Raw genomic sequence first — 23,233 nt, forward strand, 5'->3', positions numbered from 1 at the left:
GGATCCCCTCTTCAGTGCTGCGCGCTGTCGCGGGGAATTCGGAACCAGGCAACATACAAGGCGGGGAGGAAGAGCAGCGTCAGAACCGTACCGACGACAATGCCGCCCATCATCGCATAGGCCATCGGTCCCCAGAATATTTCCCTGGAGATCGGGATCAGCGCGAGCGTTGCGGCTGCCGCCGTCAGCATGATGGGCCGCATCCGGTGCTCCGTCGCCTCGATGACGGCCTGCCAAGGTGGCACGCCCTCGCTTCGAAGGTGCTCGATCTGCACGATGAGGATCACCGAGTTACGGATCAGAATGCCGATCAGAGCAAGTACGCCAAGGATCGCAACGAATCCCAGCGGCGCATTGCTGAGCAACAAGGCCGCGACGACGCCGATCAAAGCCAACGGTGCGACGGCGAAGACCAGAAAGAGCCTGTTGAAGCTCTGCAGCTGGATCATCAGGATCGTCGCCATGATGAACAGCATCAGCGGTGCGACGGCGACGATCGGCCCCTGCGCTTTCGCGCTTTCCTCGACCGAACCGCCGTCAACGATGTGGTATCCGGTTGGAAGGGCCTTGCGGAACTCGTCGACTTTCGGCTTCAATTCGTTGACGATCGTCGCCGGCTGCGTTGGTCCGACGACCGCAGCCTTGATGGTGATGGTCGGTATGCGGGTGCGCCGCCAAATCGTTGGCTGCTCCAATTCATAGTGGAAATTCGCAACTGCGGACAACGGCACGGACTTGCCATTGGAACCGCCGAGCTGCAGGTTCTGCAGCGTCTCGATCGAACCTCGCTCGGAGGTCTGAGCGCGGCCGATCACATCGACAAGATAGATGTCATCCCGGATCTGCGTGGCCGCGGATCCCTCGACGATGCTGTTCAGCGCCGTTGCAATGTCCTGCGACGAGACGCCCAGTTGCCGTGCCTTGTCCTGAAGCACATCGACCTTGACCACGCGCGAGGGTTCATTCCAATCGAATGTCATGTTGGACAATAGAGGATGCTGACCGACGATACCGGCGAATTTCTGCGAGATATCTCTTACCTTCTGGATATCCGGCCCGCTGACGCGATATTGCACCGGCTTGCCGACCGGAGGCCCGATATCGAGCAGCTTCACGAAGGCATCGGTTCCGGGGAAGGTCTTCGTCAGATAATCCTGCAGTTCGGCTTTGACCTTGTCGCGAACATCGAGTCCCTTGGTGACGATCACGGTTTGACCGAACGAGACATCGGGCGTCTGCACGTCAAAGGACAGGATGAAGCGAGGCGCCCCTTGGCCGACATAGCTCGTCCAGTGATCGATGTCCTTGTTGTTCGCCAGCATCTCGCGTTCGAACCTGGCCATCTGCTTGTTCGTCTCCGAAATCGAGCTGTTCTGCGGCAGGTTCCAGTCGACGACCAGCTCAGGTCTGTCGGAAGAGGGGAAGAACTGTTGCTGCACGAGGCTCATCCCGCCGACGGAAAGAGCGAAGCCTATTACGGTGGCGGCGATCGTAATCCAGCGCCAGCGCAGGGCCATACGCAGGAGCCATGCGAAGGCCCGTGTAAAACGCCCTTTCTGCTCGTGATGAGATTTCATGGTCTTCGGAAGGATCGTCACACCCAGAAGCGGCGTGAACAACACCGCAACAATCCATGAGACCAGGAGCGAAACGGCAATGACTACGAACAGAGTGAAGGTGAATTCGCCAGCAGCGCTGGTATTGAGGCCGACGGGGATGAAGCCCGCGACCGTCACGAGCGTGCCCGTCAACATTGGAAAGGCGGTCGAGGTGTAGACGTAGGTCGCTGCCTTTCTCAGATCGTCGCCCATTTCCAGTCGGGCTACCATCATTTCCACCGCAATCATGGCATCGTCGACAAGAAGGCCAAGGGCGATGATCAGCGCCCCAAGCGAAATACGCTGCATGGAAATGCCGGTATATGCCATAACGAGAAAGGTAATCGCCAGCACGAGCGGAATGGAGATGGCGACCACGAGCCCTGCCCGGACGCCAAGGCTGATGAAGCTGATCGCAAGCACGATGACGATCGCCTCGAACAGTGCGCGCGTGAAGCCCGATACGGCCTCGTCGACGACGGCAGGCTGATCGGAAACGCGCTGGACATCCACGCCGATTGGAAGATCGGCGGTGACCTGTTCGATCTCCTTGTCAAGCGCCTTGCCGAATTCAAGCAGGTTTGCCCCGGTCTTCATACCGATGGCAAGCCCGATGGCCGGCTGCCCGTTAAACCTGAACAGCGACGAGGGAGGATCGACATAACCGCGTTTGATCGTCGCGACATCAGTCAACGGAAAGAAGCGGTCGTTGACACGGAGATTGATCGACCGAAGGCTTTCCTCCGATGTGAACTGTCCGCTGACCCGCAAGGCGATGCGCTCTGGGCCGGCATCGACGAAACCGGACTGGGTGACGGCGTTCTGCGCCTGCAGCGTATCGATGACGGATTGCTGGTTGAGCCCGAGAGCGGCGATCTTCCGGGTGGAAAATTCGAGATAGATGGCCTCATCCTGCGCACCGATAATATCCACCTTACCGATATTGGGAACGGTCAGCACCTTTGCCCGCGCATCCTCGACCAGATCGCGAAGCTGGCGCTGCGTCAGCCCATCGCTGGTGAAGGCGTAGATATTGCCATAGACGTCGCCGAAGTTATCGTTGAAAAATGGCCCGACGACGCCGCTTGGGAAATCTCCCTTGATGTCGCCGACCAGGTTGCGGACCCGCATCCAGATGGCATTGACATCCTTGGCCTTGGTCGTCGGCAGAAGCTCGACGAAAATGGTCGTCTGGCCGGCAACCGTCTCACTCTTCGTATAATCGAGCGAATCCAGCTCCTCGAGCTTCTTTTCGATCCGGTCGGTGACCTGCTTGGTGACTTCCTCGGCCGATGCGCCAGGCCATTGCGCCTGAATGATCATCGTCTTGATGGTGAAGGCGGGATCTTCCTCGCGGCCGAGCCCGATATAGGAAAACGCGCCGGCCAGAATGAAGACGATCATGAAGTACCAGACGAGCGAACGATGTTCGAGCGCCCAGTCGGACAGGTTGAATTTTTTCACGGGGTGTTTCCTTAATCCAGTCGGACGGCCTGGCCGTCGGCAAGCTTGTGAACTCCGGCAACGACGACGCGTTCGCCGGCGCTGACGCCTTCTGCGATCTTCACGGAACCGCCCTCGACAAGGTCTCCATCGATCTTGATCGCGCGAATGAAGACCTTGCGGGCCGCAGCATCGACCACCCAGACATTCGGCTTTCCGTCCTTCATCAGGACGGATGAAGAGGGCAGGAGGATCATCGGATCTGCGACGACAGTCGCGGTTGCTGTGACGACGGAGCCCAGGCGGAACGCTGCCGGCGGATCGATGAGCGTGATTTTCGTGCGTCGCGTGCGGGTCGTCGCCTCGGCTTCCGGAGCAATCTCCCTGACGACGCCGCTCGCGCGGATGGTTGGATCCAGCTGGAGAGCGACCTCAAAGGGCGATCCCACCTTGAGACCGTCGAAGCTGGCGACGGGTATATCGATGATGACGTCGCGCTGGTCGGGCCGGGCGACGGTGGCAATGCTTTGGCCCGCGGACACCACCTGGCCCACTTCGGCGGATGTCGCCGTCACGACGCCGTCGAATTCCGCCTTGAGCTGCGTATATCCCAGTTGCTCTTCCGCTTTGTCCAAATTGGCCTGGGCCTTGGCAACCGAAGCAATGGCGCTCTTGCGCCCAAGTTCCGCCTCTTCATAAGCCGCTTCACTTCCCGATCTGCTCTCGAGCAGGGAGCGCTGGCGCTCTTCGGTGGATGCGGCATTCGCCAACTGCGCCTGGGCATTCGAAAGTTCGGATTGCGAACTTTTCACTGCAAGCTCCAGCGACAGCGGGTCGATGGCGGCAACAACATCGCCCTTCTTGACGATATCGCCGACGCTGACCTTGCGCGCTATGACGCGCCCCAGAACCCGAAATGCGAGCTGGGTCTCGATCCTGGCCTCGACCGTCCCGGGCAAGGTCAGTGCGGAAGCCGCGGTGGACTTGACGACAACGGAAAGCACGGGGCGCGCCGGCTCGTAATGGGCTTCCTCCTGCTTCTCGCAGGACGTCAGCAGCAGTGAGCCGAGGATCGCAAGGCCGGCTGTGATACGGATTTTCATTTTGCAGCTCCCTTGTCGTATGTGACGGCCTGGCCCGGTCGCAGGAATTTTGTACCGTCGACGACGACGATCTCGCCCGGGGACACGCCAGTGCGCACTGCGAAGCGGCCTGTCTCATAGCCAGAGACATCGATCTGGCGCAGCGACACGCTCGATGAAGCGGGATCGATGATCCAGACGGCCGGCTTTCCGCTCTTCGAGGCCATTGCCGACCACGGTAATTCGATCGCGTCCCGCGCGGTGGACCGGAACACGCCGACCACCGGAGCGCCAAGCTGCATATCCGGAGCCGCTTCGAGACCCACCTTGACCCTGATCGTTCCGGTCGAGGCATCGATCGTGGGCGAGATTTCGCGCACGAAAGCCTCCATCCTGTGCGACGGGGCCGAAAGAGGACTGACGGCAACCTGGTTTTCAAGATTTCGCCCGAGATAGAGGGATTCGAAGACGTTGAAGACAGCGTCGCGAGGGCCGTCATGCGCAAGCGTAAAGACCAGCTGTGCGGCTTGCGCGACCTGCCCCACTTCGGCGTTTCTGGCGGTGATGATACCATCGGCATCGGCGCGTAGCTCCGTATAGGAGAGCGCGTCCTGTGCCGTGTCGAGCTGAGCTTGTGCCGACTTCACGCTTCCCTGGGCAGTGAGCAACGTTTCCTGGGCTTGATCGAGTGCTGCGCGCGTCGTCACCTGCGTCTTGAAGAGGTTCTGCTGGCGGTCGAATGCCAATTGGGCCTGCGTTTGCTGCGCGAGCGCCGATTGCAGGTTCGCAGTGGCAACGTCGAGATCCGCCTTCTGTTCTTCGGCGTCCATGCGCGCAAGCACCTGTCCGGCCTTCACCGACGTCCCAACGTCAACCAGGCGCTCGACGATACGTCCGCTTACCCGGAAAGAGAGGTCGCTTTCGACGCGGGCGCTCACTTCGCCGGTAATGGCGTTGCTTTCCACGACCGGCGTGACCTTGGCCACGACAGCCTCCACGTTCTTTGGCTTCGTCTCACTCTCGGCCTGCTTTTCGCATGACGACAGCGCGACCGCACTCGCACCCAGCCATGCGATGACAAGGATAGTTTTCATGATTGACCTCTTGCATCCATTGGCGAGACGAATATTATTGACTGACTCATTAGTCAATAGAATTTATCTTGACGTCGAACCGTCAATAACCCTCAAGGTGGCACCATGACCGATCTAAAAAAGCTGACGCGCGCGGAGCAAAAGGCCCGTCGCCCCATACAGATCCTGGATGCCGCATTTGAGGAGTTCGTCGAGCGCGGCTATGTCGCTACACGCGTCGAAGATATTGCCAGCAGGGTCGGGGTTACGAAGGGAACCATCTATGTCTACTTCGAGACCAAGGAACAGCTTTTCGAGGCGATGATCAGGCACATTTCCGAGCCTCTCGAAAATCTGCTGGCAAGCTCAAACGAACTGAAAGGGACCGTCACGGAGCGGCTTCAGGGGAATATCGAGCTCATCTACGATCTCATAATCAGGGATCGCAAATTGCGGGAGCTGATGCGCTTCGTCATTGCCGAGGGTTCACGTTTCCCGCAGATCGTCGATCGGCACCACGACATATTTATCGAGCCGCTCGAGCGTCAAATGCAGTCCCTCATCGACGAAGGGGTAAAACTCGGGGAGTTCCGTCCGGCACCGGCGGCGTTCTGCGACGCGGTCGTGGCGCCCGCCATCGCCTTTCTATTCTTCAAGCTCCTTTTCGACGACCGACAGCCTCTGGACAAAACCACCTATCTGAAAGCGCATATTGATCTTGTGATGCACGGGCTGCTGAGATGATCCATCCTCTGATCGACGGGTTCATCGCATAGACAAGGATGGTCTGCGGATGGAACGCATCGATCAGATCGATGCTCTCATAGTAGCGACCGCTTCCATCCAAGGTCTTCTCGAGCTCGTCGGCACAATGGAGGACGGCGTAACGCGCTGTGAGCCTCCTAGTTGGCAGTTTTTTGAGATGCAGTTTTGCCTTGGGGCGGCTTCGTTACGCCCCAAGCCTCTATCGAGCGACGGTCGGAAACAGGCGCTGCAGGGTCGGCGCCAGAATGGTGGCGAACACTTCGGGCGCCCCATAAGCTCGCGCCAGAGCATGGCTCCATGGATGGAAGCCATCAATATCTCGGCCTCAACGCTGGGTTCGCTCGAGAGCTTCAAGGTTCCGTCCTTGGCGCCGCGTTCCTTGATGGAGGTGAGCCATGTCGAGATAAACCGGAAGAAGGCCTTCGTTTGAGCGCGATGAGAGCGGCCCGGCGCAACAATACGCGATACACTCCGCAAGCAGCGCGCGCTGCGGCTTCCGAAGAGCTTCTGAATCCCACGACCGGCCACCGCACACTTGGGCAATGATCGTTCTGGCGCCGGTCGCGCCATCGGATTGGAACTCACTCGCCTCTATTTGATTATATTAGGAATATCGCGCTGGGCGGCATCCATGAGGACCTTGGCTGTGAAACTTCTTATCGTCGCCCTGCTGCTTGCAAGCATGACCTCCTGCTCCGACGGACAACAACAAACCGAACGCCAAATTCGCTCGGTACTTTCCTGGAGTGCAACGGCGGACATGGCCCTCGACGCACGCGTGAGAATGCTGGTGCCGAACAGCTTTACCGCCCTCACCATGGAACGGTGCGGAAAAGAGATCGGCAGCCTGTCGACGAAGCTTTCGGCATCTCGGCGGGATTTCGCGACCGTGGCCGATCAGCTGAACACGGTCATCGGCGCGGCGCATGACGACCTCGTCAACGGCCGGACAGATACGATTTCACAGCATCTTGAGGCTTTGCGGAACCTCGAAGCCAAGTTGAAAACGGGCTCCGGAGCAGCACAATGAAAAAATTGCTGCAGATATCGCTTGGCGTCATCACGAGCATCGGCGGTTTTCTTGAAACGGGAAATATCGCGACCTCCAGCCAGGCGGGCGCGGCCCATGGATACGGGCCTCTCTGGGCCATCGTGCTCGGCACGATCTGCGTGATTTTCCTCGTCGAGATGTCGGGGCGGTTTGCAATCGCGAGCCATTACACGATTGTCGATGGAATTCGGGACCGCTTCGGTTCCAACGTTTTTCTTCTGACCGTAACCATAGCGTTTATCGTCAATCTTCTTGTTCTTGCAGCCGAAATCGGCGGCATCTCGCTGGCGCTGCAGTTCCTGACAGGCGTGAAATTTCAGTGGTGGTCGCTGCCGGTGACATTTGCCGTCTGGTTGCTGCTGTGGCGAGGTACGTTCGGCCTCATCGAGAATGGCATATCGTCCCTGGGCCTTCTGGCGCTGTCCTTCGTCGTCGCCGTGTTCGTCATGGGACCGCCTTGGGATGAGGTCGTAAAAGGCGTGGTGCCGACGCTGCCAAGCGAAGATCCCCTCCACTACGGTTTTATCGTCGTCGGAATATTGGGCGCAGTCATCTCCCCCTACCTCTTCTACTTCTATTCCTCGGGCGCCATCGAAGACGAATGGGACAAAAGCTTTTTTGGCGCCAATCGCGCGATAGCAATCATCGGCATGAGCTTCGGCGCGATCATCACCGCCGCCATCATGGTGCTGGCTGCGATGATCTATCCCCCCAAAGGGGTCGGAGACATCGAAGGATATGAGCAGATCGCCATGATCCTCACGCCGGCCTTCGGAAAATGGGGATTCTATCTCTTTGCAATGTCCCTCGGCATCACCTGCCTGGGCGCAGCCCTCGAAGTGAGCTTGGCGCAGGCCTATCTGGTCGCACAGGGTTTCGGATGGAACTGGTCGGAAAATACGAAGCCAAAAGACAATCCCGCCTTCTGCCTCGTCTATACCGCTTCGCTTCTGATTGCCATGATCCCGATCATCGCCGGCATAGATCCTCTCCAGCTCACCATCTTTTCGATGGCGCTCAGCGCCCTCAGCCTGCCGTTCGGCGTGGTTCCCTTCCTCGTTCTCATGAACGACCCGGCCTATGTGGGCGAGCATAGAAATGGCTGGATCAGCAATGCCGCCGTCATCTTTATCGTCGCGATGGCGTTCGTGCTTTCGATTGTAACCACGCCGCTCGAAATTCTGGGAGGCTGACATGTATCTCGGCTGTGACGTTCTGGATAAGCAGGTCGTCGATCGACGGCAGGCCCGCATCGGAAAGGTCGATGGCATCGTGCTTACGGCCGCAGATGACGGCCGGCTCAAGATCGCCTTCATCGAAATGGGTACCCCGGCGCTGGTGCGAAGATTGAGCCGGCGCCTGTATGCCTGGATGCTCGCTTCTTCCCAACGCGCGCAAGCGGGTGACGGCTGGCGTCCCTACCGGATCCCATGGTCGAAAATCACCGATGTGGGCGTCGATATCGAAGCCGATGTCGACAATAGCGAGACACCGCTTGAGCGGGCGCAGGAATGGCTGAGACAACATATCTTCAGCCACATCCCGGGAGGACGGTCGTGACGGAAATTCACCTGGAACTCCTGCTCGGAACGCAGGTTCATGACGTGAATGATCAGCCGATCGGGCGGCTGGAGGAGATCAAGGCGGAACCTATGGAAGAAGATTTCGTCATCGTCGAATATCACCTCGGAGCTCTCGGTTTGCTCGAACGATTATCGGCAACGGCGATCGGCAACGCGATCCTGCGCCCCTTCGGTTTCAGGGAGCGGTCGAGCGGCTACATCGTGCCATGGGACAAGCTCGATGTGACGGATCCCACCCATCTGAAACTCAGATGCACCGTCGCCGCTCTCGACGCGAGACCTCGATGAAAATGCGTATTGCCGCTGGCACGAGCCTGACCAGCGCAGTCAAAGGATGGCAGGATGCCGCAATGCCGGATGGCAAAGCGGCTCGTTGATCACCTCAGTCGTCCTTTCGTCTCAACGCTTGGCAACTTTCTTTGCTGCGCGGATCGCGCCGTTCCACAAGATCTCCACAACTGATAGCGCAACGCCATAATTATCGCCTTAGATGGGAGGGAAGCTGAGTTGTCGATATGGTTCGTTTTCCGCCCGGAATATTAATGGCTGCGATGCTGTGTGCCATCGCGCTTTCCATTCTGCTCGCTACATCGCAAACCCGGCAAACCAAGAGAGATTCCCTAATCCGGAAAGGAGTTGGCGTTACTGATCACTCGCACAAAGGTGATATTATGAAATAGGCGAACTCGACTCGTGCCGGCGCAGGAGCGGCAGTTCATTTTCGACAAGTGTCCTTTGCTTTGGTTTCTTGTCCGGCACACCCCGGCACATACCCGCAAAGTTTGAGTTGACCATTCTCGATGGCGAGGTGACACTTGCAACCCGCAGAAGGCAGGAGGAAAAACGATGGTCGAGGCAGACCGCTGGCGCCATATGGCAAGCGCACCGAAAGACGGCAGTCGCATCCTTGTCACGATCCGCCCGTCCGAACAGGGGCCGGCAGAAGTTGACCTTGCCTATTGGTCGAATGGCGATCAGTTCGGTGCGGAAGGCTGGCGCGCCTCTGATTCTGCGCCCGGCCGCATCGTCGAATATGCCGAGCCGGAATTGAAGTGCTGGATGCCGATGCCGTCGGCCAATCTCAACCGCACCTCGATGCCCTCACCGTGGGAAGGCGATGATACCCAGCAACTCGACGGATCAGGGATTTAAGAAATCGTACCTGCAGGTCGCGAAGAACCGATGACAAGATTGCGTCAGCGAGAGCGACTGACCTCGGCTCACCGACTCGCCTCATCACTATCCGCATAAGCTTCGACGGCGGCCTCGAATTCGGCAAGCAAAGCGTCGGACATGGTATCGTTCGTGCCGGCTGCACAAGCATCGGACTGACGCATGAGGCGTTCGTAATCCTCGATGTTGAGCAGTACGAGCCGAGGCTTGTTGCGCTGTAATTGCTGCAAAACGACCCGCATCGGCGGACGGTTGTCAGTCTGTGGCGACGGCTTGCAAAGCAAGCTTCAAAGTTCAGATCTCATCAATAGCAGACTTGCCGCTCTGCCTCGCATTGGCTGTAGAGTGACTTCAGTTTGGTCCGTTGGGTATGCGACATGCTCTTGGAAAAATCGCTCAATGCCCAAAACATCGCGATCCTTTCCAGCTGCGTCGGATTATTCATTCCGCATCGAAACAAGCTGACCAGCGCGGCGGCAAACCCCTCGCGGCTGTATTGAGTATCGTCGAACCAGGTCTGCCGCGTCACTAAGTCAAATACTCGCTTTATGACCTTGAGCTCATTTTGTGACAAATCGCCTTGTGCGAAACGTTTCAACCTTTCCATGATCCCCTCCACCGCAAGATTGCTGGCAACCTCACGTAAGCTCGGCATGAGCAGAGACTGCTCAATGCCGACTGAGTTTCTCTTAGGCTTTTTCAGCCGTTGAGTGCGCCCATAGAATTTGCGGAATGGGCCATTGCACTCGGCAGTGTGAAGCATCATGAGGCTCGACACCGACAGGCCCGATAAACGCCCGATAAGCGATCATCTTTGCAGGCGTGATCGGGACAATTTCACGACACCTGTTCACGGCCAAAGTCAGAGCCAGTTCAACGAACGGCAGATACCGCAGGCAATCGCGAGCCATGCAATAATAATTGCTCCAAACATCATAACCGCAATCCTCATATTCCCCTGAGGTTCCTTGAAATCCGCAGCGATGCCTGTTGTGTCGGCAGAGCTTGTTTTTCTCGCAGGCCACTCCATCGGGACGAGAACCTGCTAGCAGTGACCATGCATGTCACCGACGACAAGCCCGTTCAGATGGGCGCTGAAGAGTGTCGGGAACTCGGTCTCTAAAATCGAAAGAAGTGCGGCTTGCACCTCCTTTATAAGGAACACGGCCTGCGGTGCATCGAGATCACTCGCGACTCCGCCGGCATACTGCATCATTTTTACAAGCGCCAAGATCTCGCCCGCACGTTCCTGTTTCCCAAAATCGCTCACTGTTAAAAGCCCCGCCAAAACGATCTGATGGAGGGAGATTGGCATATTTCGATTGATGAGGGTCGTTGCAAAAGCGTTGCACACGCAGAGACTGTATTCAGAATCAACTACATTCGGTAAAATTGCGGAAAGAGCTTACGCCACAGCGGTGTCGCATTGAAAGACCAGCCCCACTTATGTGCCTGCAACGACGCTTCGGCAAGGGCGTGCACAAGCTCGATCGCATCCAGACGCTTCTGGTCGGTCCACGCTTTTGCGACAAGTGCCCTCACCTGCCCTGTGTCCATATCGGCGGCTTCGGCAATGCGCTTCCAGGTCCGATCCTTGAAGAATATACGCCGAGCTGCCTGGGAGAGCTGCAGAGCCTCCTGCCTGCCGATAATGCCTTGGCTGATCGCAGCCTCGATTGTGGCATCGACATTGACCAGCGGCACCGACAAAGCGGGATAGCCCAATTCCGCTGGGCCATGGAGGAGAGCAACATCCGCGTCCTCCTCGCGGCGCCCGGAAGCATAGTCATCGAAGATCCGGCCAACGCCGACCATGCCGTAAGCCCGGCACTCCACGGCGCGGAGCGCTCCCATGCTGGCTGCCCCGAACACGGGGATACCGCGGGAGAGGGTAAAGAGTAACTCCTTGTGCCACACCGGCGCGACGAATTCGAACTGACCGTCGATAAGGCCGATAGCGGTCGCCCCCTCCTCGAGTGCTCTCATAACGTCGCCCTGGCATGCCGGGGGTCGTATGACCATCGTACTGTCGGCATATGCTTCGGCATCGGGCAAGCTCGGACCTACGAAGAACACTTTCACAGGAAACCCTTTGACAATGCGCGGCTGCCGAGACGAATTCGGCGATCCCCGTCAGGATGTTCGAGTTGCGGCGCGAAAACCTTTACGACCGATGCCGGAAGCCATTCGGGTGCCAGCTCGATTGCATAAAGCTGGTCAATACCGCCTCCCAACAGGGTCTCGACAAGCCGGTCGAGCGCATCTTGCGCAGACACGGCCGACATCGTCGGCAGTTCGCTCAGGTTCGTCGTGCATCGAGCCCGGAACAATTGCAGATGGGCAGGATCGGCGCGGCGTGAGAACAGTTCCGGGACAAGATCATCTCTGGCACCGGCGATGAAGGTCATCCGCGACTGCACGGCCTCGGAAACGGCCCGGGCTGCGGCCAACTCCGGGGACAAGGATGCCCCTGCGCCCATGGTCAAATCGACATATCTCAGCGAGCCGTCATCGCCTTTCGGCCGCAGCAATGCGACGATGGAGGCGACAGCCAGATCGCTCGTCACATCGAAAAGGGCGAGATCGAAGTCTGCCGAGAAAATCTTCTCCAACATCTCGCGAATACCCTCATCTTCGATGCTATACGGATCTATCCGGCGTTCGTGCCGATGCGCCGGTTCGCCGACGTTCCAAAGGACGCAAGCATCCCGCTCGACCCGCTCCAGCAGCCCGTGCAGGACGGCCTCATGCCAGGTATTCCCCGACGCCAATCCATCCGATGATACCCAGAAGCGTGGGCGGACATGCGTTCGGTCAAGATGAATGGCCTCGAAAGGTACGAATATCGAGGCGTTCTTGGCCAGATCGTGGGCTTGAGACCATCTGATCTGCTCCATGGCCTCTATCGGTTGCGCACCGATCGCCAGCAGATCTTCCAGGCAATCCGTGGCATGACCGCTTGCGGCAAGATCATTCAGACTTGCCATGAGCGTTGAACAATAGGGTTGGGTCGCGACCGATCGCTCGATCGCTTCCATCACCGCGGATGTTTTCGCAGAGACGTCATCCAGACCTTTTCCCTGAGCGATGACGATCGCCCTGGAATTCGGGGCATAGGCGCACCAGACGGGAATGCCTATGCGATCGAGCTCGGTCTGGCGGCCGACACGGGTTATGCCAAATCGTCCCAGATGGGGCCAAACCCTCGACAAGGTTTCGCCAGGAGGGCATGCTCTAAAGTTGTTTGACACCGATCACGAGTGCCTAGCCTTCAAAGAGGCCCGACGCCACATCGCCTGCCGACGTCAACGCCACAGCGAAATCGACATCTTTCTCCACTCTGATCCCTTTGCCCCGCCAGGATTCAGCCTTCCCCAGATCGCCCGTCAGCCGCCGCGTGTATCGAACGATGGTCCCCTTTTCGAGGTCAGCTAGCCAAAGCCCCTTTTCACCCTTAATTCCAATCAGAACTGCCTTTGCCATAATTTCTTCCTCTCAAAAACCGGCCTTCAACAGGCCTTCCCTGTAATGCTCAATCTGCCACTTTTCCTTGATTGGAATCATGGCAAGCCATGCCTCAAGATCGAAATTCGGATTGTCGCGCAGGGCGCGCTGTCGATACATCTTGGCCTTCGCGAGATCCCCCAGCATTGCCCAACTTGCCGCCGCAAGCCTGCTTGCTGGTCCTGGGTCTCTCATTCTGTCCAGATAGGCCAGCGTTTCGGTATATTCTCCAATGAAATAGCTGGCTCCTGCTGCGGTCCAATAATAGTAGTCCGGAGCAAGCGGATTGAGATCAAGAGCAGTCGCAACCTTCTCCAATGCCGCTTTCGGATTGGCGCCATGGGTGAGGCTGTCGGCGTGGCTGCAAATCACATCCGCATAGTGCGGGCTAAGGTCTTCAGCATTCGACAAGGCCTCGAGGCTGCCGTCGATATTGCCGCGGTAGAGCCGGGCGACGCCGATTTCCTTGAAGCCTCCGGCGAACTGGCTGTCATCACGGATTGCATCCGCCGCCATTTTCTCCGCCTGATGCAACAGGTCGCCATCGCCGCGCGCCGTCAGAACCCATTCCATCGTCAAGGTCCTGGCGATGCCCGCAAGGGCCGCCGCAAAACCCCGCTCGTGCTCGAGAGCCTCTTTAAAATGCTTGCGCGCGCGGCGAACATTCTGAAGGCTCAGGCGGGACAGGCATTGTACGCCTTCGAGATAGGCAAAATAGGCCTGAGGCTTACAGCTGAAATCGGAAACGATGTGGTGGAAGGCGCCAACGCGCTCGATGATGGAGTTCTGGATGGCGGTAGCGATCGCGTTGCGATGCTCCGTTATGGCCGCACTATCCAGCTGGACGCGTGTCGCCCAGACAATTTCATCCCGCGGCATGAAAATCAGCTGGGCGAACAGGCTGTTGTCCGTTCTCTTCGTATCGAGCGCATAGACCACATTATGCTGCTTGAGAAGCCCGGCCTTGTCGTTTGAGGAGCGGATCTGCTCGGCGGTATAGGGAGCGACTACGGAGACGCTTCGGTCGACGCAAAGACTGATCGTCAGATCCTCGATAACCGCATTTGCGACCGATCCGGCTCGTTCCGAATCCTCCAGCGTCTCAGGCGGAAGCAGGGCGATACGCGGTACGGGATTGCCGGCGGCAACCGGAAGCATATCCTGAGCCGGCTGGTTTGAAATCGGATCTTTCGCTCCGCCGATCAACTGACTGTAAGACGTAATTTTCTCGCCGAGCGCCGCCCTGACCTCGTCATCCGTCTGATCCCAGTCCAGCAGAAGCATGGCTGCGCGCTTCAATTCGCCGCGATTTTGGGACCAAGAGGCTTGGCCCAGCGTTTTGAAGAATTCCACTCGCAGCTCCCCTGCGAGCCGCGCCCGCACGTCGCGTACCCAAACAGCCGCGGATCCGGAGCCGTTGCCGTAAGCGGGCAGGAAATTCTTGGCGACGGCATCGGCGAGCGCGCTAAGCCTGGCAATGCCGGATGCATTTTCGACAGCATCCAGATCGCACCGCAACGCCTCGAAGTTCAATGCGAGGCTCGTCGCGGCACCGCTGATCAGCGGACTGGATGATTTGGACGTCGCAGTCGCCAAACGCAGAAGCGTCGACCTCAAATTGGCGCCGGCAGCCTGCAGATCGCCGGGCCAGAGGAAAGCCGCCAGGTCCTTCCGCGGCATCGATCGTCGACAATCGTAAAGATAGGCTAGCATGAGCAGCGCCTGCTTTGGCACATTCATGCGATCACCCTTCTCATCATAAAGGGCGCAACTGCCGAGTGTCGTTAAATGAAATGTCATCTTGCTAGATCAGCGCTCGTTGTCAGGTCCGGTTGATTGCACAAAAGCGAGCATCCTTGCCCGCAGCCGCTTGTCCTCAAGCGCCGATAAGGCTGTCTGCAAAGCGGCCTCATGATGTCTGGTAAATTGAAAATCAGCTGGTCTCGCCACAGAAGGAAGGGCATCGACCAATGTGCTTCTGAAGAAAAACATGGCCGGGGCATCGAGAATTTCAGAGATGCACAGAAGGCGACCAGCACCGATTTTTTCTATGCCGCGCCCGTATTTCTCGAGCTGCTGAGGGCTTATGCAAAGCTTCGCGGCCAATACATCCTGCGCAATTGACAATTCTTCCCGGCGCAGCCGGATGCGTAATCCAACCTCTACATCGATCGCGTCGGATTTTTTGTCCATGAGGCACCCGCCAGCAAAGAAACTACTTTCATGTTCGCAGGTTTCCTCCGAATTCACAATGTTCCAGCAATGTATAATGAACGAGACGTCGGCCTAATTATTCGCGGTCGGCGTCGCAATAATCATGGTTTCACCGTATGAGGAAAACACTCCGCCGAGTTCCTCCAATGGTTGCGCAAGTACCAATGTACGGCCAGCCGGCGCCCATCTCGACAAAAATACGCGGCCCTGCGGATTTGTATCGCATTACGACATTAAATCCGCGGCTTGGAGGATTGCCCATGATTGCGCCGACGGACAAGCCAACGCCGTCCATGGCGGCTCGGCGGGTTACGACGGAAGTGCGAAATGATGTCCTAGTCGTCTTCGTTCCGGTTTTGCCGCACCTCTTCCACAATCGCGCCGGTGTCGTCGTTGTGCTCGCGTGTCTCGTTTCTGCGGCGACCTGGGTCTGCCAATTGCCACAGGACAAAGCCGGCAGCGCCGAGGCTGCCAATAACGGCCACAATGACTTCGAAATTCCAAATCATTGCCTCCTCCATTTGCTGGAGCGTATTCCCGCGATTTGCGCATCGTGATTGGCAGAGCAAAGCCGATGGCCATCAAGCCGAGCCCAGCTTCGGTTCGTCTTCCATGGTCAGCCGCCTTTTTCTGCAAAAGTCCGGTAGCGGCCATTCCAAGACGCCACCATATGAGCCGCGCCGAGAAGACCCACCGTGCCGACCATCTGCGCAATTGGCCCAGCAGCGCCGATCTCCCGACAGAAGAATTGAAAAACGGAAAGAAGCGGATAGTGTACGATGTAGAGTGGATAGGAAATATCGCCGAGCCAGCGCGACAACGCTTGCAACTTTGCCGGCACTTCGAGTGCGATGGACCAGACGAGCAACATGGGCAGAGTTAACAGCGCAATATCCGTGCCAGCTCGCGAGTAATAGAAAACGACCATAAGCCAAACGGGCGGCAATAGTGCGAGCCACGTACGCCAACACGGCCTGACGCCAAGCCGCGCCAGCAACACGCCGAAGGGAAAGGCGAAGCCAAGCCGCGCAATGCCGATGTGGATGGTGTCCCACGTGCTGCCAACGTTCAGATCATCGCCCCATGCCAGCAGCGCAACACCCGAAACCGCCGTCATCGTCAGCAGTATCGGTGGCGTCAGGTAACGCCGACACGCGCTATAAAGAAAGTAGGCGGTGAACTCCAGAAAGAGCGTCCAGCACGGAACATTGACCGGAAAATAGTCCCCGGCAACAGGCGCGGGCAGAACTGCCAGATTAAGCGGAACGACCCATGCTGGCGGGCAGTCGATACCTGCAAATACCTTAGCCACTATTACGAAGGCACCAAGAAAAATGCCGATAAGGAAGACCGGATAGAGCCGTTTCAGCCTGGCGGCAAAGAAACCAGGCGTCGTCATGCCAGCTATGAATCGTGGGCCGTAAACCGTTTCGGTGACAAAGCCCGACAGCGCGAAAAAGAAATCGACCGCCAGATAACCGAACGGTGCGACGTGCCAGATCAATCCCATATGAAAATGCACAACGGCGATAGCAGCAAGGCCGCGTATCGCGTCCAGGGAATAGTACCGCATTTGGAGAACCTCTCCGAATTTTCCGCAGTTATTTTGTACGAGGCAAGCATCCTTCGATAAGATGCAGCCGCACGGTCGGTGTGCCGCGCAAGCGAGCCAACTCGCGCGCGTCCACTCCGGTACAAGACTTTCAGACTTCACTGATGATGAAATTGCATTTTATGGTGCATCGCTATCGACGATGCCACACCCACGAAATGATCTCGAGGAGAACAATAGATCGTTTAAAGCGCCCTCCGCCCGCTCCGCCTCCTTTGATTGAGTGGCGGGAAGATAATATAGCGCAGCGGTTTTGCCAATATGTTAAGTAATATTTTAATCTAAATGAGATAAGTTGTAATTATTGTCTATTTCTTATATGCATTGGCACGTTATACACCAATAAATTTAAATATAATTCAGAAAAACAGGATCTTCAATCTCCGGTTAAATTAGAAACGAATTTCATCTCAGGCGCAAGCACGGCCGCCGGCTATCTTTCCGGCTAATTATCGGCCCAAATAGATTGGCTCTACTTAAATTGCCTAAACCTCTCTTATCTCTCAGCACACATGATCAAAGCGCAGCTTTTTTCATCCGGCTAAGCACGTAAGCAAAGGTTTGCCGACGCTGAAAAAAGTGAGAGGCGAAACTTTTAGACGGCGGCTGTCATATCCCTCATCGCCGATTGCATGAACTGAGGAATTCGGCGTGCGATTGTTTGCCGTCATCGCCGTAATCCGACTGCGCTGCGATCACCCATTTCTCGCTGAGGCATCACTCCCATCGTCTGGTTTTGTTTCGGATTCCATTTCCACCTGCGATTGATTAAGGATATGTTAGCTGCTCTACGGATCGTTGTCTCGCACCGGTCAGACCGACTTCAGGTGGAGAAATTTAGATGGATCTTTGCCCGTGGCGTCCGCGACCGCTCCTTTTCCTGGAAACGCGATCGCAATGAACGGTTTGCTTTGGACAAAGATATCGACGCGGAGAGTGTAAACGTTCATGTCAAGAACGGTGTCCCAGGATCTTGCCCAGCAAGTCGAAGCTTGAGGCCCGGCAATGCGAAACGTCGCTATGGTTCGCAACAAACTGAAAACGCCGGTGCCAATTTCCACGCAGGCGCCCGAAATCGTCCATCGCTAAAACATGTCCGCGAATCGGATTTTCTGGCCATCAAGGTAGCCATGCTCATAAGCTTTGGCCTGTTCGCTGCCAGCGGGAAAGGGGTTCTCTTTGTTTTCCACCTCACGCTTTCCTGCTTTGATTCCCTGTTCATACGCGTCTTTCTCGCTTTCTGAAGGGGCGAGAGGGGGCAATGGCTGAGGGTAATATTGTATAGGGTTCGGCAACCCAAATTCTGGCGCACACAGCGGTGCGCTCATTGGCTTTTGCGGGCACATGGTAAATTCCTCCTGATACTGAAACGCTAATTGCGATGGACAGTTCCTCAAGGCTGCCGTCCATGAAACTTTTTGATTTTTAAGCCGTTGTCGTGCTTATGACCGACGCTAAATCCAAACAGAAATCGGTCGACGGTACCAAAGCGCATGGTGCCAAGAGGTCGCGTCAAGGTAAGGCATCGACTGTGGAGGTCGAGCCCCCGCCAAGTTTCATTGAACCCGATCCGCAGCTAACGCCCGAAGAAGCAGAACAGGCGCGCAAAAGATATTTGCTGAGGCGCTTCTGGATCAGCGCGCGAGGTTATTGGGGCAACGGCGGTGATGGACTTGCGTGGCCATGTTCAATCGGCCTGTTGATCCTGATCGGCACCAATGTCTGCTTCCAGTATGGGATCAATATCTGGAATCGCGCAATTTTTGACGCGATAGAGCAGCGCAACGCCCATACCGTATATTTTCTAAGCGCCATGTTCCTGCCGCTCGTGCTCGGAAGCGTGGCTCTTGTCGTCGTCCAAGTCTCGCTGCGAATGGCAATTCAGCGCCGCTGGCGGTCCTGGCTGACCACGGCGCTCATCGCGCGCTGGCTGGCAAACGGCCGCTACTATCAGCTGAACCTTATCGGTGGCGATCACAAGAACCCGGAGGCGCGCATCGCCGAGGATTTGCGGATTGCCACGGAAGCGCCGGTGGATTTCATCGCTGGCGTCATTTCGGCCTTTCTGTCGGCCTCGACCTTCATCGTGGTGCTCTGGACGATCGGCGGCGCCCTGACCGTGACAATCGCCGGTTCGACAATCACAATTCCCGGCTTCCTCGTCATCACCGCGGTGCTCTATGCCGCGATCACCTCCACCTCGATGGCGGTCATCGGCCGCCATTTCGTCCATGTCTCCGAAATCAAAAATCAGGCGGAAGCCGAATTTCGCTATACACTGACGCATGTGCGGGAAAACGGCGAGAGCATCGCATTGCTCGGCGGCGAAGAGGAGGAGCGTAACGACCTCGACAAAACCTTCGGCAACGTGCTCAGGCAATGGGCGCTGCTTGCGCACCAACATATGCGCACGACGCTTGTGTCGCAGGGGTCGAGCCTGTTTGCGCCCGTCGTGCCGATTTTGCTTTGCGCGCCCAAATTTCTCGAAGGCAGCATGACGCTCGGGCAGGTCATGCAGGCAGCTTCTGCTTTCGCTATCGTTCAGAGCGCATTCGGATGGCTGGTCGACAACTATCCCCGCCTCGCCGATTGGAACGCTTGCGCGCGACGCGTCGCTTCGCTGATGATGTCGCTCGACGGGCTTGAGCGTGCGGAAAAGAGCGACACAATGGGCCGCATCAAGCATGGTGAAGCCGAAGGTGATGCCATGCTCAGCCTGAACGATCTCTCCGTGTCGCTGGACGACGGCACCGCCGTGGTCAAGGAGACTCAAGTCGTAATCGAACCCGGAGAGCGGGTGCTCGTCGCCGGAGAATCCGGCACGGGAAAGAGCACGCTTGTGCGGGCCATTGCAGGTCTTTGGCCGTGGGGCGGCGGCAGTGTCAACTTCCACGCCGACAGACGATTGTTCATGTTGCCCCAGCGGCCTTACATTCCTTCCGGAACACTTCGCCGGGCAGTCGCTTATCCCCGCGCCGCTGACAGCTGGACGCTGGATGAGATCAAGGCCGCTCTCGACAAAGTGGAACTCGATTATCTGAACGACAAGATCGAGGAAGAAGCGCCATGGGACCAGACATTGTCGGGCGGCGAAAAGCAGCGTCTCGCATTCGCGCGTCTCCTGCTGCACGACCCCGATATCATCGTGCTGGATGAAGCAACATCGGCACTCGATGAGAAGAGCCAGGACAAGATGATGGAGATGGTGATCCGGGAATTGCCGAGGATCACCATCATAAGCGTGGCGCATCGTGCCGAGCTGGAAGCCTTCCATAGCCGCAAGATCACCCTGGAGCGTCGCGCGGGCGGCGCAAAGCTTGTCAGCGACATTGATCTCGTTCCTCGCGGGGGGAAACGGAATCTGCTTTTGCACCTCCTGAAAGATCGGCGTTCTCTACCGCGACACAGCATAGCCCAGAGTAAAGCATCGCGGCGCCAGAATAGACATTGACGGTGCCTGGTCGGGTGTTTTGGAAAAGCTTGGAAAGCCTTTGAGAAGCCGTGTCCTGGCGTTCGGGGCAAGCACAGCTCATCGACGAAATTCTACCAACCAAACAGCAACGCCGCCCCACTTTGCCCGTCGCCGTTCTGCACGACTTGCGTGTCGGTATTTCTTCCGAACTGGAAGATGCCATAGGAGTTATCGCTGCCGTTCTGCTGCAGCGTCGCGGAATGGCCGTTGCCTTCCTGGCGCACGATACCGAGATTGTCTCGTCCATTCTGCCCGAGGCCGGCAAGATTGTTTCGGCCGAACTGACGGATATGAGCACCCCCACGCAGGCCATTGTAGAGCGAATAGGCCCGCAAACCGAAATCCATCACTTCGGCATCCTGTGCCGTTCGAGGCGAAAGATAAAATGCGATCGAGCCGCCGGCCATGGCGGAGCCTGCTTGCGCCGAGACGCCAAGCAATAGGGCAATAGTGGCGATTCCTAGAGTGTTGGCGAGCTTGGTATTCATGATTGCCTCTCCTGATCCGGCCGTCGTCAGCCGATACGCCACTTTTGCAAAACCAAGCTGAACCAAGTTGGAAGAGGATGTTCAGCAGCCATTTAACTGCACGGATAGAGGAAGGCGGATAGGCCCAAAGCCGCCAACGGGGCTTGGGAACTGATTGCGGCAGGCAGACAAAAAGAGCCATTCAGCGGTTCAGGAAATCGCTGAATGGCTCCATCGCTGCTTGAGCACTTAAAGTATCTTTCAGAATACGCCCGCCACCTGTTTGGTGCAGCTGACGTTCCCGCCGGGCACCGTCACCTTGAGCTTCACATCGTAAAGGGCGCCGCCCGCGCTGACACTTATTCGGCCGAGCGACGTCGTGCGTCCGGCCACCGCCGAAAATTCACCGCCCTGCTGGATGTTCGAGGAGCCTCCCTCGCCTCCGCCGGATACGCTGATGCTATAGGTGCCACTCATTTCCCTGTCGGAATGCACAAGCGGCTCCAAAAATATCGTATCGCCTTGAATTTTCTCTCGAATTTCGCAGCGAATTGGTGCTGAGCCCGAGCTGTCCGTGTCGAGAACGGCAGCGCTCGCGCCGGCGGCGATCAGTCCGGCGAGCATCATCGCTGCGGTGATGGGAAAGCCTCTGCCTGAGTTAACCATGGATTGCCTCCTTGTCGTGGCAAAGAACGAGGCCGGGAACACAGGTCCCGGCCCGTGTCGCAAAGGTCAAGGGCAGGTCTGGACGAACGCGGCTACATTCCCGTTGCCGCCTTGGCTGACATCGGCGTTGCAACCGTGCCCGACCTGGACACCCGCGGCGATGTTGCCGTTGCCATCCTGCGTCAGAATAGCGGTGTGATTTGAGCCGAACTGTCCTATGCCGGCCACGTTGCGGCTGCCGTACTGATAGGTGGCTCCGTAGTTGTTGTCGCCCTCCTGCCCGACGGCAGACAGGTTGCGATGGCCGTATTGCTGGCCGATGGCAGTATTGTAGCGTCCGTCCTGATAAAACCGAACACGGTTCCTGTGGCCGTTCTGCGCGCCGCCGGCGGAGTTCTGCCAGCCATACTGTTCGATGCGCACGTCGTTGGCCATCGCCGGGGTGATGACGACAGCGCCGACTGCGGCAGCGGCAAGAAGAGTGCGGATAATGGACGTGCGGATCATTTTGACCCCTCCTTCGATGCGGATATCACCGCGGTTGAACGGCTCCTTTGTAGGCCTCGTGTTCAGAACGGATGCTGAAGACGGTGTTCATCCAAAATTCAGCGATCTGCATCATCCGGAGCAACGGGGGAGGACATCACGGCCATGTAGCGCCTTACGGCGGAATCTTTCCCCGCCTGTTCGCTTCTTGAAAGCAGAGCTGGGACGGCAGCATCCATTACAGCTGAAACTTTAGACATAATACCGAAAGTATCGCTCACACGTTATCTTGAAATGGAAGCGAAAGTAACCACTTATATACTTAGGCGTGAAGTTCACGCTAAGTGTAGCCAACACTAGGCTTCTTATTGGGAGGAAGTTGTTATGGCAATGCCTCTGATGGAAAGAAAGAGAATGCTGGATTGGGTAAATCTGATCCTGGCGGCATGCTTGTTTGTCTCTCCGTGGATCTTCGGTTTCACAGCTGAGATGATACCCAGCTGGAACGCATGGATCGTTGCCGCCCTGTTGGGCGTGTTTGCGGTCGCTGCGCTTTCAGTATTTGCTGAATGGGAGGAATGGGCCAGTCTGGTACTCGGTCTTTGGCTGATTGCATCTCCCTGGCTGCTTGGTTTTGCCCCCAATGCAAGCGCAATGTGGACGGATACCGTTCTCGGCGTGCTCATTGCTGGTGCATCACTATGGGTCGTCTGGGATGCGCACCATCCGCATGCCCACGCTTAGGCATGGACACGCACATGACATTAGCTAGATCTGCCGCCAAGCGGCAGGTCTAGCGACTGTCCAACTGAGATCGGTCTAGCTTTGGAACAGGCTCCGCCTCGATCTTGCGTCAGAGTGTGGATCGAGAATGGATCATAAGCGCCGCTCGCATTCCTGTGAAGCAATGCTAGCGGCGCAGACGTCTACAGAACCCATATCAGCTTCCAGGCACTCAAGCACACCTGCTTGGAAGCCCCGGTTCGGTGTTCCACGGTCAAGAGCCGAGTAGCGACACTCGATGGCAAAACCTTATCGTCAAGA

The 23,233-nt window shown here is 57.2% G+C and carries 24 protein-coding genes and 3 pseudogenes; 8 read left to right on the plus strand and 19 right to left on the minus strand.

Features of this window, described 5'->3' with window-relative positions; all coding sequences use genetic code 11:
- Positions 1-11: 11 nt before the first annotated feature.
- Genes DQ393_RS14125 through DQ393_RS14135 form a run of 3 tightly spaced genes read right to left on the minus strand, consistent with a single transcriptional unit; the run spans position 12 to position 5,217 of the window.
- Positions 12-3,062 (minus strand): efflux RND transporter permease subunit, encoded by a 3,051-nt coding sequence (locus DQ393_RS14125; protein ID WP_112342394.1) that lies wholly within the window; start codon positions 3,060-3,062, stop codon positions 12-14.
- A gap of 11 nt (positions 3,063-3,073) precedes the next feature.
- Positions 3,074-4,144: an efflux RND transporter periplasmic adaptor subunit gene (locus tag DQ393_RS14130; protein WP_112342395.1), complete on the minus strand. Its 1,071-nt coding sequence runs from the start codon at positions 4,142-4,144 to the stop codon at positions 3,074-3,076.
- The gene (locus tag DQ393_RS14135) at positions 4,141-5,217 is read right to left on the minus strand and encodes an efflux RND transporter periplasmic adaptor subunit (protein ID WP_112342396.1); all 1,077 of its coding nucleotides are present in this window, start codon (positions 5,215-5,217) and stop codon (positions 4,141-4,143) included. The genes DQ393_RS14130 and DQ393_RS14135 overlap by 4 nt, the downstream gene beginning before the upstream one ends.
- A gap of 105 nt (positions 5,218-5,322) precedes the next feature.
- Here DQ393_RS14135 and DQ393_RS14140 point away from each other — a divergent pair, with 105 nt between their 5' ends.
- The gene (locus tag DQ393_RS14140) at positions 5,323-5,940 is read left to right on the plus strand and encodes a TetR/AcrR family transcriptional regulator (protein ID WP_112342397.1); all 618 of its coding nucleotides are present in this window, start codon (positions 5,323-5,325) and stop codon (positions 5,938-5,940) included.
- 19 nt (positions 5,941-5,959) lie between these two features.
- Here DQ393_RS14140 and DQ393_RS14145 read toward each other — a convergent pair.
- Together DQ393_RS14145 and DQ393_RS33835 are read right to left on the minus strand one after the other, a co-directional pair.
- Positions 5,960-6,088: pseudogene (locus DQ393_RS14145) on the minus strand (molybdopterin-binding protein); the annotation flags it as partial.
- Positions 6,089-6,160: 72 nt separating this feature from the next.
- Positions 6,161-6,393, minus strand: a pseudogene (locus DQ393_RS33835) (TetR/AcrR family transcriptional regulator); the annotation flags it as partial.
- A 103-nt stretch (positions 6,394-6,496) separates the two neighbouring features.
- Between DQ393_RS33835 and DQ393_RS14155 the strand changes: the two are divergent.
- The 5 genes from DQ393_RS14155 (at position 6,497) to DQ393_RS14175 (ending at position 9,747) form a co-directional block, all read left to right on the plus strand.
- Positions 6,497-6,991 carry a hypothetical protein gene (locus tag DQ393_RS14155; RefSeq protein WP_145644633.1) on the plus strand — a complete coding sequence of 165 codons (495 nt, stop codon included), beginning with the start codon at positions 6,497-6,499 and terminating at the stop codon, positions 6,989-6,991.
- Positions 6,988-8,205, plus strand: coding sequence for an Nramp family divalent metal transporter (locus DQ393_RS14160; RefSeq protein WP_112342399.1), 1,218 nt, complete (start codon positions 6,988-6,990; stop codon positions 8,203-8,205). The genes DQ393_RS14155 and DQ393_RS14160 overlap by 4 nt, the downstream gene beginning before the upstream one ends.
- A gap of 1 nt (position 8,206) precedes the next feature.
- The gene (locus DQ393_RS14165) at positions 8,207-8,572 is read left to right on the plus strand and encodes a hypothetical protein (RefSeq protein ID WP_112342400.1); all 366 of its coding nucleotides are present in this window, start codon (positions 8,207-8,209) and stop codon (positions 8,570-8,572) included.
- Positions 8,569-8,883 carry a PRC-barrel domain containing protein gene (locus DQ393_RS14170; protein WP_112342401.1) on the plus strand — a complete coding sequence of 105 codons (315 nt, stop codon included), beginning with the start codon at positions 8,569-8,571 and terminating at the stop codon, positions 8,881-8,883. The genes DQ393_RS14165 and DQ393_RS14170 overlap by 4 nt, the downstream gene beginning before the upstream one ends.
- A gap of 558 nt (positions 8,884-9,441) precedes the next feature.
- Positions 9,442-9,747 carry a hypothetical protein gene (locus tag DQ393_RS14175; RefSeq protein ID WP_112342402.1) on the plus strand — a complete coding sequence of 102 codons (306 nt, stop codon included), beginning with the start codon at positions 9,442-9,444 and terminating at the stop codon, positions 9,745-9,747.
- Between the two features lie 68 nt (positions 9,748-9,815).
- Here DQ393_RS14175 and DQ393_RS14180 read toward each other — a convergent pair.
- From DQ393_RS14180 to DQ393_RS14235, 11 genes and pseudogenes are all read right to left on the minus strand, one after another.
- A pseudogene (locus DQ393_RS14180) lies at positions 9,816-9,986 on the minus strand (type II toxin-antitoxin system prevent-host-death family antitoxin); the annotation flags it as partial.
- Positions 9,987-10,072: 86 nt separating this feature from the next.
- The gene (locus tag DQ393_RS14185; RefSeq protein ID WP_145644634.1) at positions 10,073-10,534 is read right to left on the minus strand and encodes a hypothetical protein; all 462 of its coding nucleotides are present in this window, start codon (positions 10,532-10,534) and stop codon (positions 10,073-10,075) included.
- A 279-nt stretch (positions 10,535-10,813) separates the two neighbouring features.
- Complete coding sequence (locus DQ393_RS14195; RefSeq protein ID WP_210278962.1) at positions 10,814-11,083, minus strand: hypothetical protein; 270 nt, start codon at positions 11,081-11,083, stop codon at positions 10,814-10,816.
- 62 nt (positions 11,084-11,145) lie between these two features.
- Complete coding sequence (locus DQ393_RS14200; protein ID WP_112342405.1) at positions 11,146-11,850, minus strand: TfuA-like protein; 705 nt, start codon at positions 11,848-11,850, stop codon at positions 11,146-11,148.
- Positions 11,847-13,019, minus strand: coding sequence for a YcaO-like family protein (locus tag DQ393_RS14205; protein ID WP_112342406.1), 1,173 nt, complete (start codon positions 13,017-13,019; stop codon positions 11,847-11,849). The genes DQ393_RS14200 and DQ393_RS14205 overlap by 4 nt, the downstream gene beginning before the upstream one ends.
- 13 nt (positions 13,020-13,032) lie before the next feature.
- Complete coding sequence (locus DQ393_RS14210) at positions 13,033-13,251, minus strand: hypothetical protein (RefSeq protein ID WP_112342407.1); 219 nt, start codon at positions 13,249-13,251, stop codon at positions 13,033-13,035.
- A 12-nt stretch (positions 13,252-13,263) separates the two neighbouring features.
- Positions 13,264-15,012, minus strand: coding sequence for a hypothetical protein (locus DQ393_RS14215; RefSeq protein WP_245430356.1), 1,749 nt, complete (start codon positions 15,010-15,012; stop codon positions 13,264-13,266).
- Positions 15,013-15,081: 69 nt separating this feature from the next.
- Positions 15,082-15,465, minus strand: coding sequence for a helix-turn-helix domain-containing protein (locus DQ393_RS14220; RefSeq protein WP_112342409.1), 384 nt, complete (start codon positions 15,463-15,465; stop codon positions 15,082-15,084).
- Positions 15,466-15,821: 356 nt separating this feature from the next.
- On the minus strand, positions 15,822-15,995 hold the full coding sequence (locus DQ393_RS33430; RefSeq protein WP_162736958.1) for a hypothetical protein: 174 nt from the start codon (positions 15,993-15,995) through the stop codon (positions 15,822-15,824).
- Positions 15,996-16,102: 107 nt separating this feature from the next.
- A complete protein-coding gene (locus DQ393_RS14230) occupies positions 16,103-17,059 on the minus strand; it encodes an acyltransferase family protein (protein WP_112342411.1) in 957 nt (318 codons plus the stop codon).
- Between the two features lie 1,124 nt (positions 17,060-18,183).
- Complete coding sequence (locus DQ393_RS14235; protein WP_112342412.1) at positions 18,184-18,444, minus strand: hypothetical protein; 261 nt, start codon at positions 18,442-18,444, stop codon at positions 18,184-18,186.
- 98 nt (positions 18,445-18,542) lie between these two features.
- Between DQ393_RS14235 and DQ393_RS14240 the strand changes: the two genes are divergently transcribed.
- Positions 18,543-20,549, plus strand: coding sequence for an ABC transporter ATP-binding protein/permease (locus DQ393_RS14240; RefSeq protein WP_112342413.1), 2,007 nt, complete (start codon positions 18,543-18,545; stop codon positions 20,547-20,549).
- Between the two features lie 92 nt (positions 20,550-20,641).
- On the opposite strand, the gene DQ393_RS14245 is transcribed toward DQ393_RS14240, so the two are convergent.
- The 3 genes from DQ393_RS14245 to DQ393_RS14255 all read right to left on the minus strand — a co-directional run bounded on the left by DQ393_RS14245 (position 20,642) and on the right by DQ393_RS14255 (position 22,210).
- The gene (locus DQ393_RS14245) at positions 20,642-21,058 is read right to left on the minus strand and encodes a curlin (RefSeq protein WP_112342414.1); all 417 of its coding nucleotides are present in this window, start codon (positions 21,056-21,058) and stop codon (positions 20,642-20,644) included.
- 240 nt (positions 21,059-21,298) lie between these two features.
- Positions 21,299-21,703, minus strand: coding sequence for a curli-like amyloid fiber formation chaperone CsgH (gene csgH / locus DQ393_RS14250; RefSeq protein ID WP_112342415.1), 405 nt, complete (start codon positions 21,701-21,703; stop codon positions 21,299-21,301).
- Between the two features lie 66 nt (positions 21,704-21,769).
- The gene (locus tag DQ393_RS14255) at positions 21,770-22,210 is read right to left on the minus strand and encodes a curlin (protein ID WP_112342416.1); all 441 of its coding nucleotides are present in this window, start codon (positions 22,208-22,210) and stop codon (positions 21,770-21,772) included.
- Between the two features lie 363 nt (positions 22,211-22,573).
- Between DQ393_RS14255 and DQ393_RS14260 the strand changes: the two genes are divergently transcribed.
- Positions 22,574-22,933 carry an SPW repeat protein gene (locus tag DQ393_RS14260; protein ID WP_112342417.1) on the plus strand — a complete coding sequence of 120 codons (360 nt, stop codon included), beginning with the start codon at positions 22,574-22,576 and terminating at the stop codon, positions 22,931-22,933.
- Positions 22,934-23,233: the final 300 nt, after the last annotated feature.

Origin of the sequence: Martinezella tropici (genome assembly GCF_003287875.1) — a bacterium.
In the GTDB taxonomy this organism is placed as follows: Bacteria; Pseudomonadota; Alphaproteobacteria; order Rhizobiales; family Rhizobiaceae; genus Rhizobium; species Rhizobium tropici_C.

Bases quoted from the DNA above. Each gene is read 5' to 3' on its own strand.
- DQ393_RS14140 (WP_112342397.1), top strand. From the start codon at position 5,323: ATGACCGATCTAAAAAAGCTGACGCGCGCGGAGCAAAAGGCCCGTCGC.
- DQ393_RS14240 (WP_112342413.1), top strand. From the start codon at position 18,543: ATGACCGACGCTAAATCCAAACAGAAATCGGTCGACGGTACCAAAGCG.
- DQ393_RS14195 (WP_210278962.1), bottom strand. From the start codon at position 11,083: ATGCCAATCTCCCTCCATCAGATCGTTTTGGCGGGGCTTTTAACAGTG.
- DQ393_RS33430 (WP_162736958.1), bottom strand. From the start codon at position 15,995: ATGATTTGGAATTTCGAAGTCATTGTGGCCGTTATTGGCAGCCTCGGC.
- csgH (WP_112342415.1), bottom strand. From the start codon at position 21,703: ATGGTTAACTCAGGCAGAGGCTTTCCCATCACCGCAGCGATGATGCTC.
- DQ393_RS14130 (WP_112342395.1), bottom strand. From the start codon at position 4,144: ATGAAAATCCGTATCACAGCCGGCCTTGCGATCCTCGGCTCACTGCTG.
- DQ393_RS14260 (WP_112342417.1), top strand. From the start codon at position 22,574: ATGGCAATGCCTCTGATGGAAAGAAAGAGAATGCTGGATTGGGTAAAT.
- DQ393_RS14220 (WP_112342409.1), bottom strand. From the start codon at position 15,465: ATGGACAAAAAATCCGACGCGATCGATGTAGAGGTTGGATTACGCATC.
- DQ393_RS14175 (WP_112342402.1), top strand. From the start codon at position 9,442: ATGGTCGAGGCAGACCGCTGGCGCCATATGGCAAGCGCACCGAAAGAC.
- DQ393_RS14165 (WP_112342400.1), top strand. From the start codon at position 8,207: ATGTATCTCGGCTGTGACGTTCTGGATAAGCAGGTCGTCGATCGACGG.
- DQ393_RS14210 (WP_112342407.1), bottom strand. From the start codon at position 13,251: ATGGCAAAGGCAGTTCTGATTGGAATTAAGGGTGAAAAGGGGCTTTGG.
- DQ393_RS14235 (WP_112342412.1), bottom strand. From the start codon at position 18,444: ATGTGCCCGCAAAAGCCAATGAGCGCACCGCTGTGTGCGCCAGAATTT.
- DQ393_RS14245 (WP_112342414.1), bottom strand. From the start codon at position 21,058: ATGAATACCAAGCTCGCCAACACTCTAGGAATCGCCACTATTGCCCTA.
- DQ393_RS14230 (WP_112342411.1), bottom strand. From the start codon at position 17,059: ATGCGGTACTATTCCCTGGACGCGATACGCGGCCTTGCTGCTATCGCC.
- DQ393_RS14185 (WP_145644634.1), bottom strand. From the start codon at position 10,534: ATGATGCTTCACACTGCCGAGTGCAATGGCCCATTCCGCAAATTCTAT.
- DQ393_RS14215 (WP_245430356.1), bottom strand. From the start codon at position 15,012: ATGAATGTGCCAAAGCAGGCGCTGCTCATGCTAGCCTATCTTTACGAT.
- DQ393_RS14160 (WP_112342399.1), top strand. From the start codon at position 6,988: ATGAAAAAATTGCTGCAGATATCGCTTGGCGTCATCACGAGCATCGGC.
- DQ393_RS14255 (WP_112342416.1), bottom strand. From the start codon at position 22,210: ATGATCCGCACGTCCATTATCCGCACTCTTCTTGCCGCTGCCGCAGTC.
- DQ393_RS14135 (WP_112342396.1), bottom strand. From the start codon at position 5,217: ATGAAAACTATCCTTGTCATCGCATGGCTGGGTGCGAGTGCGGTCGCG.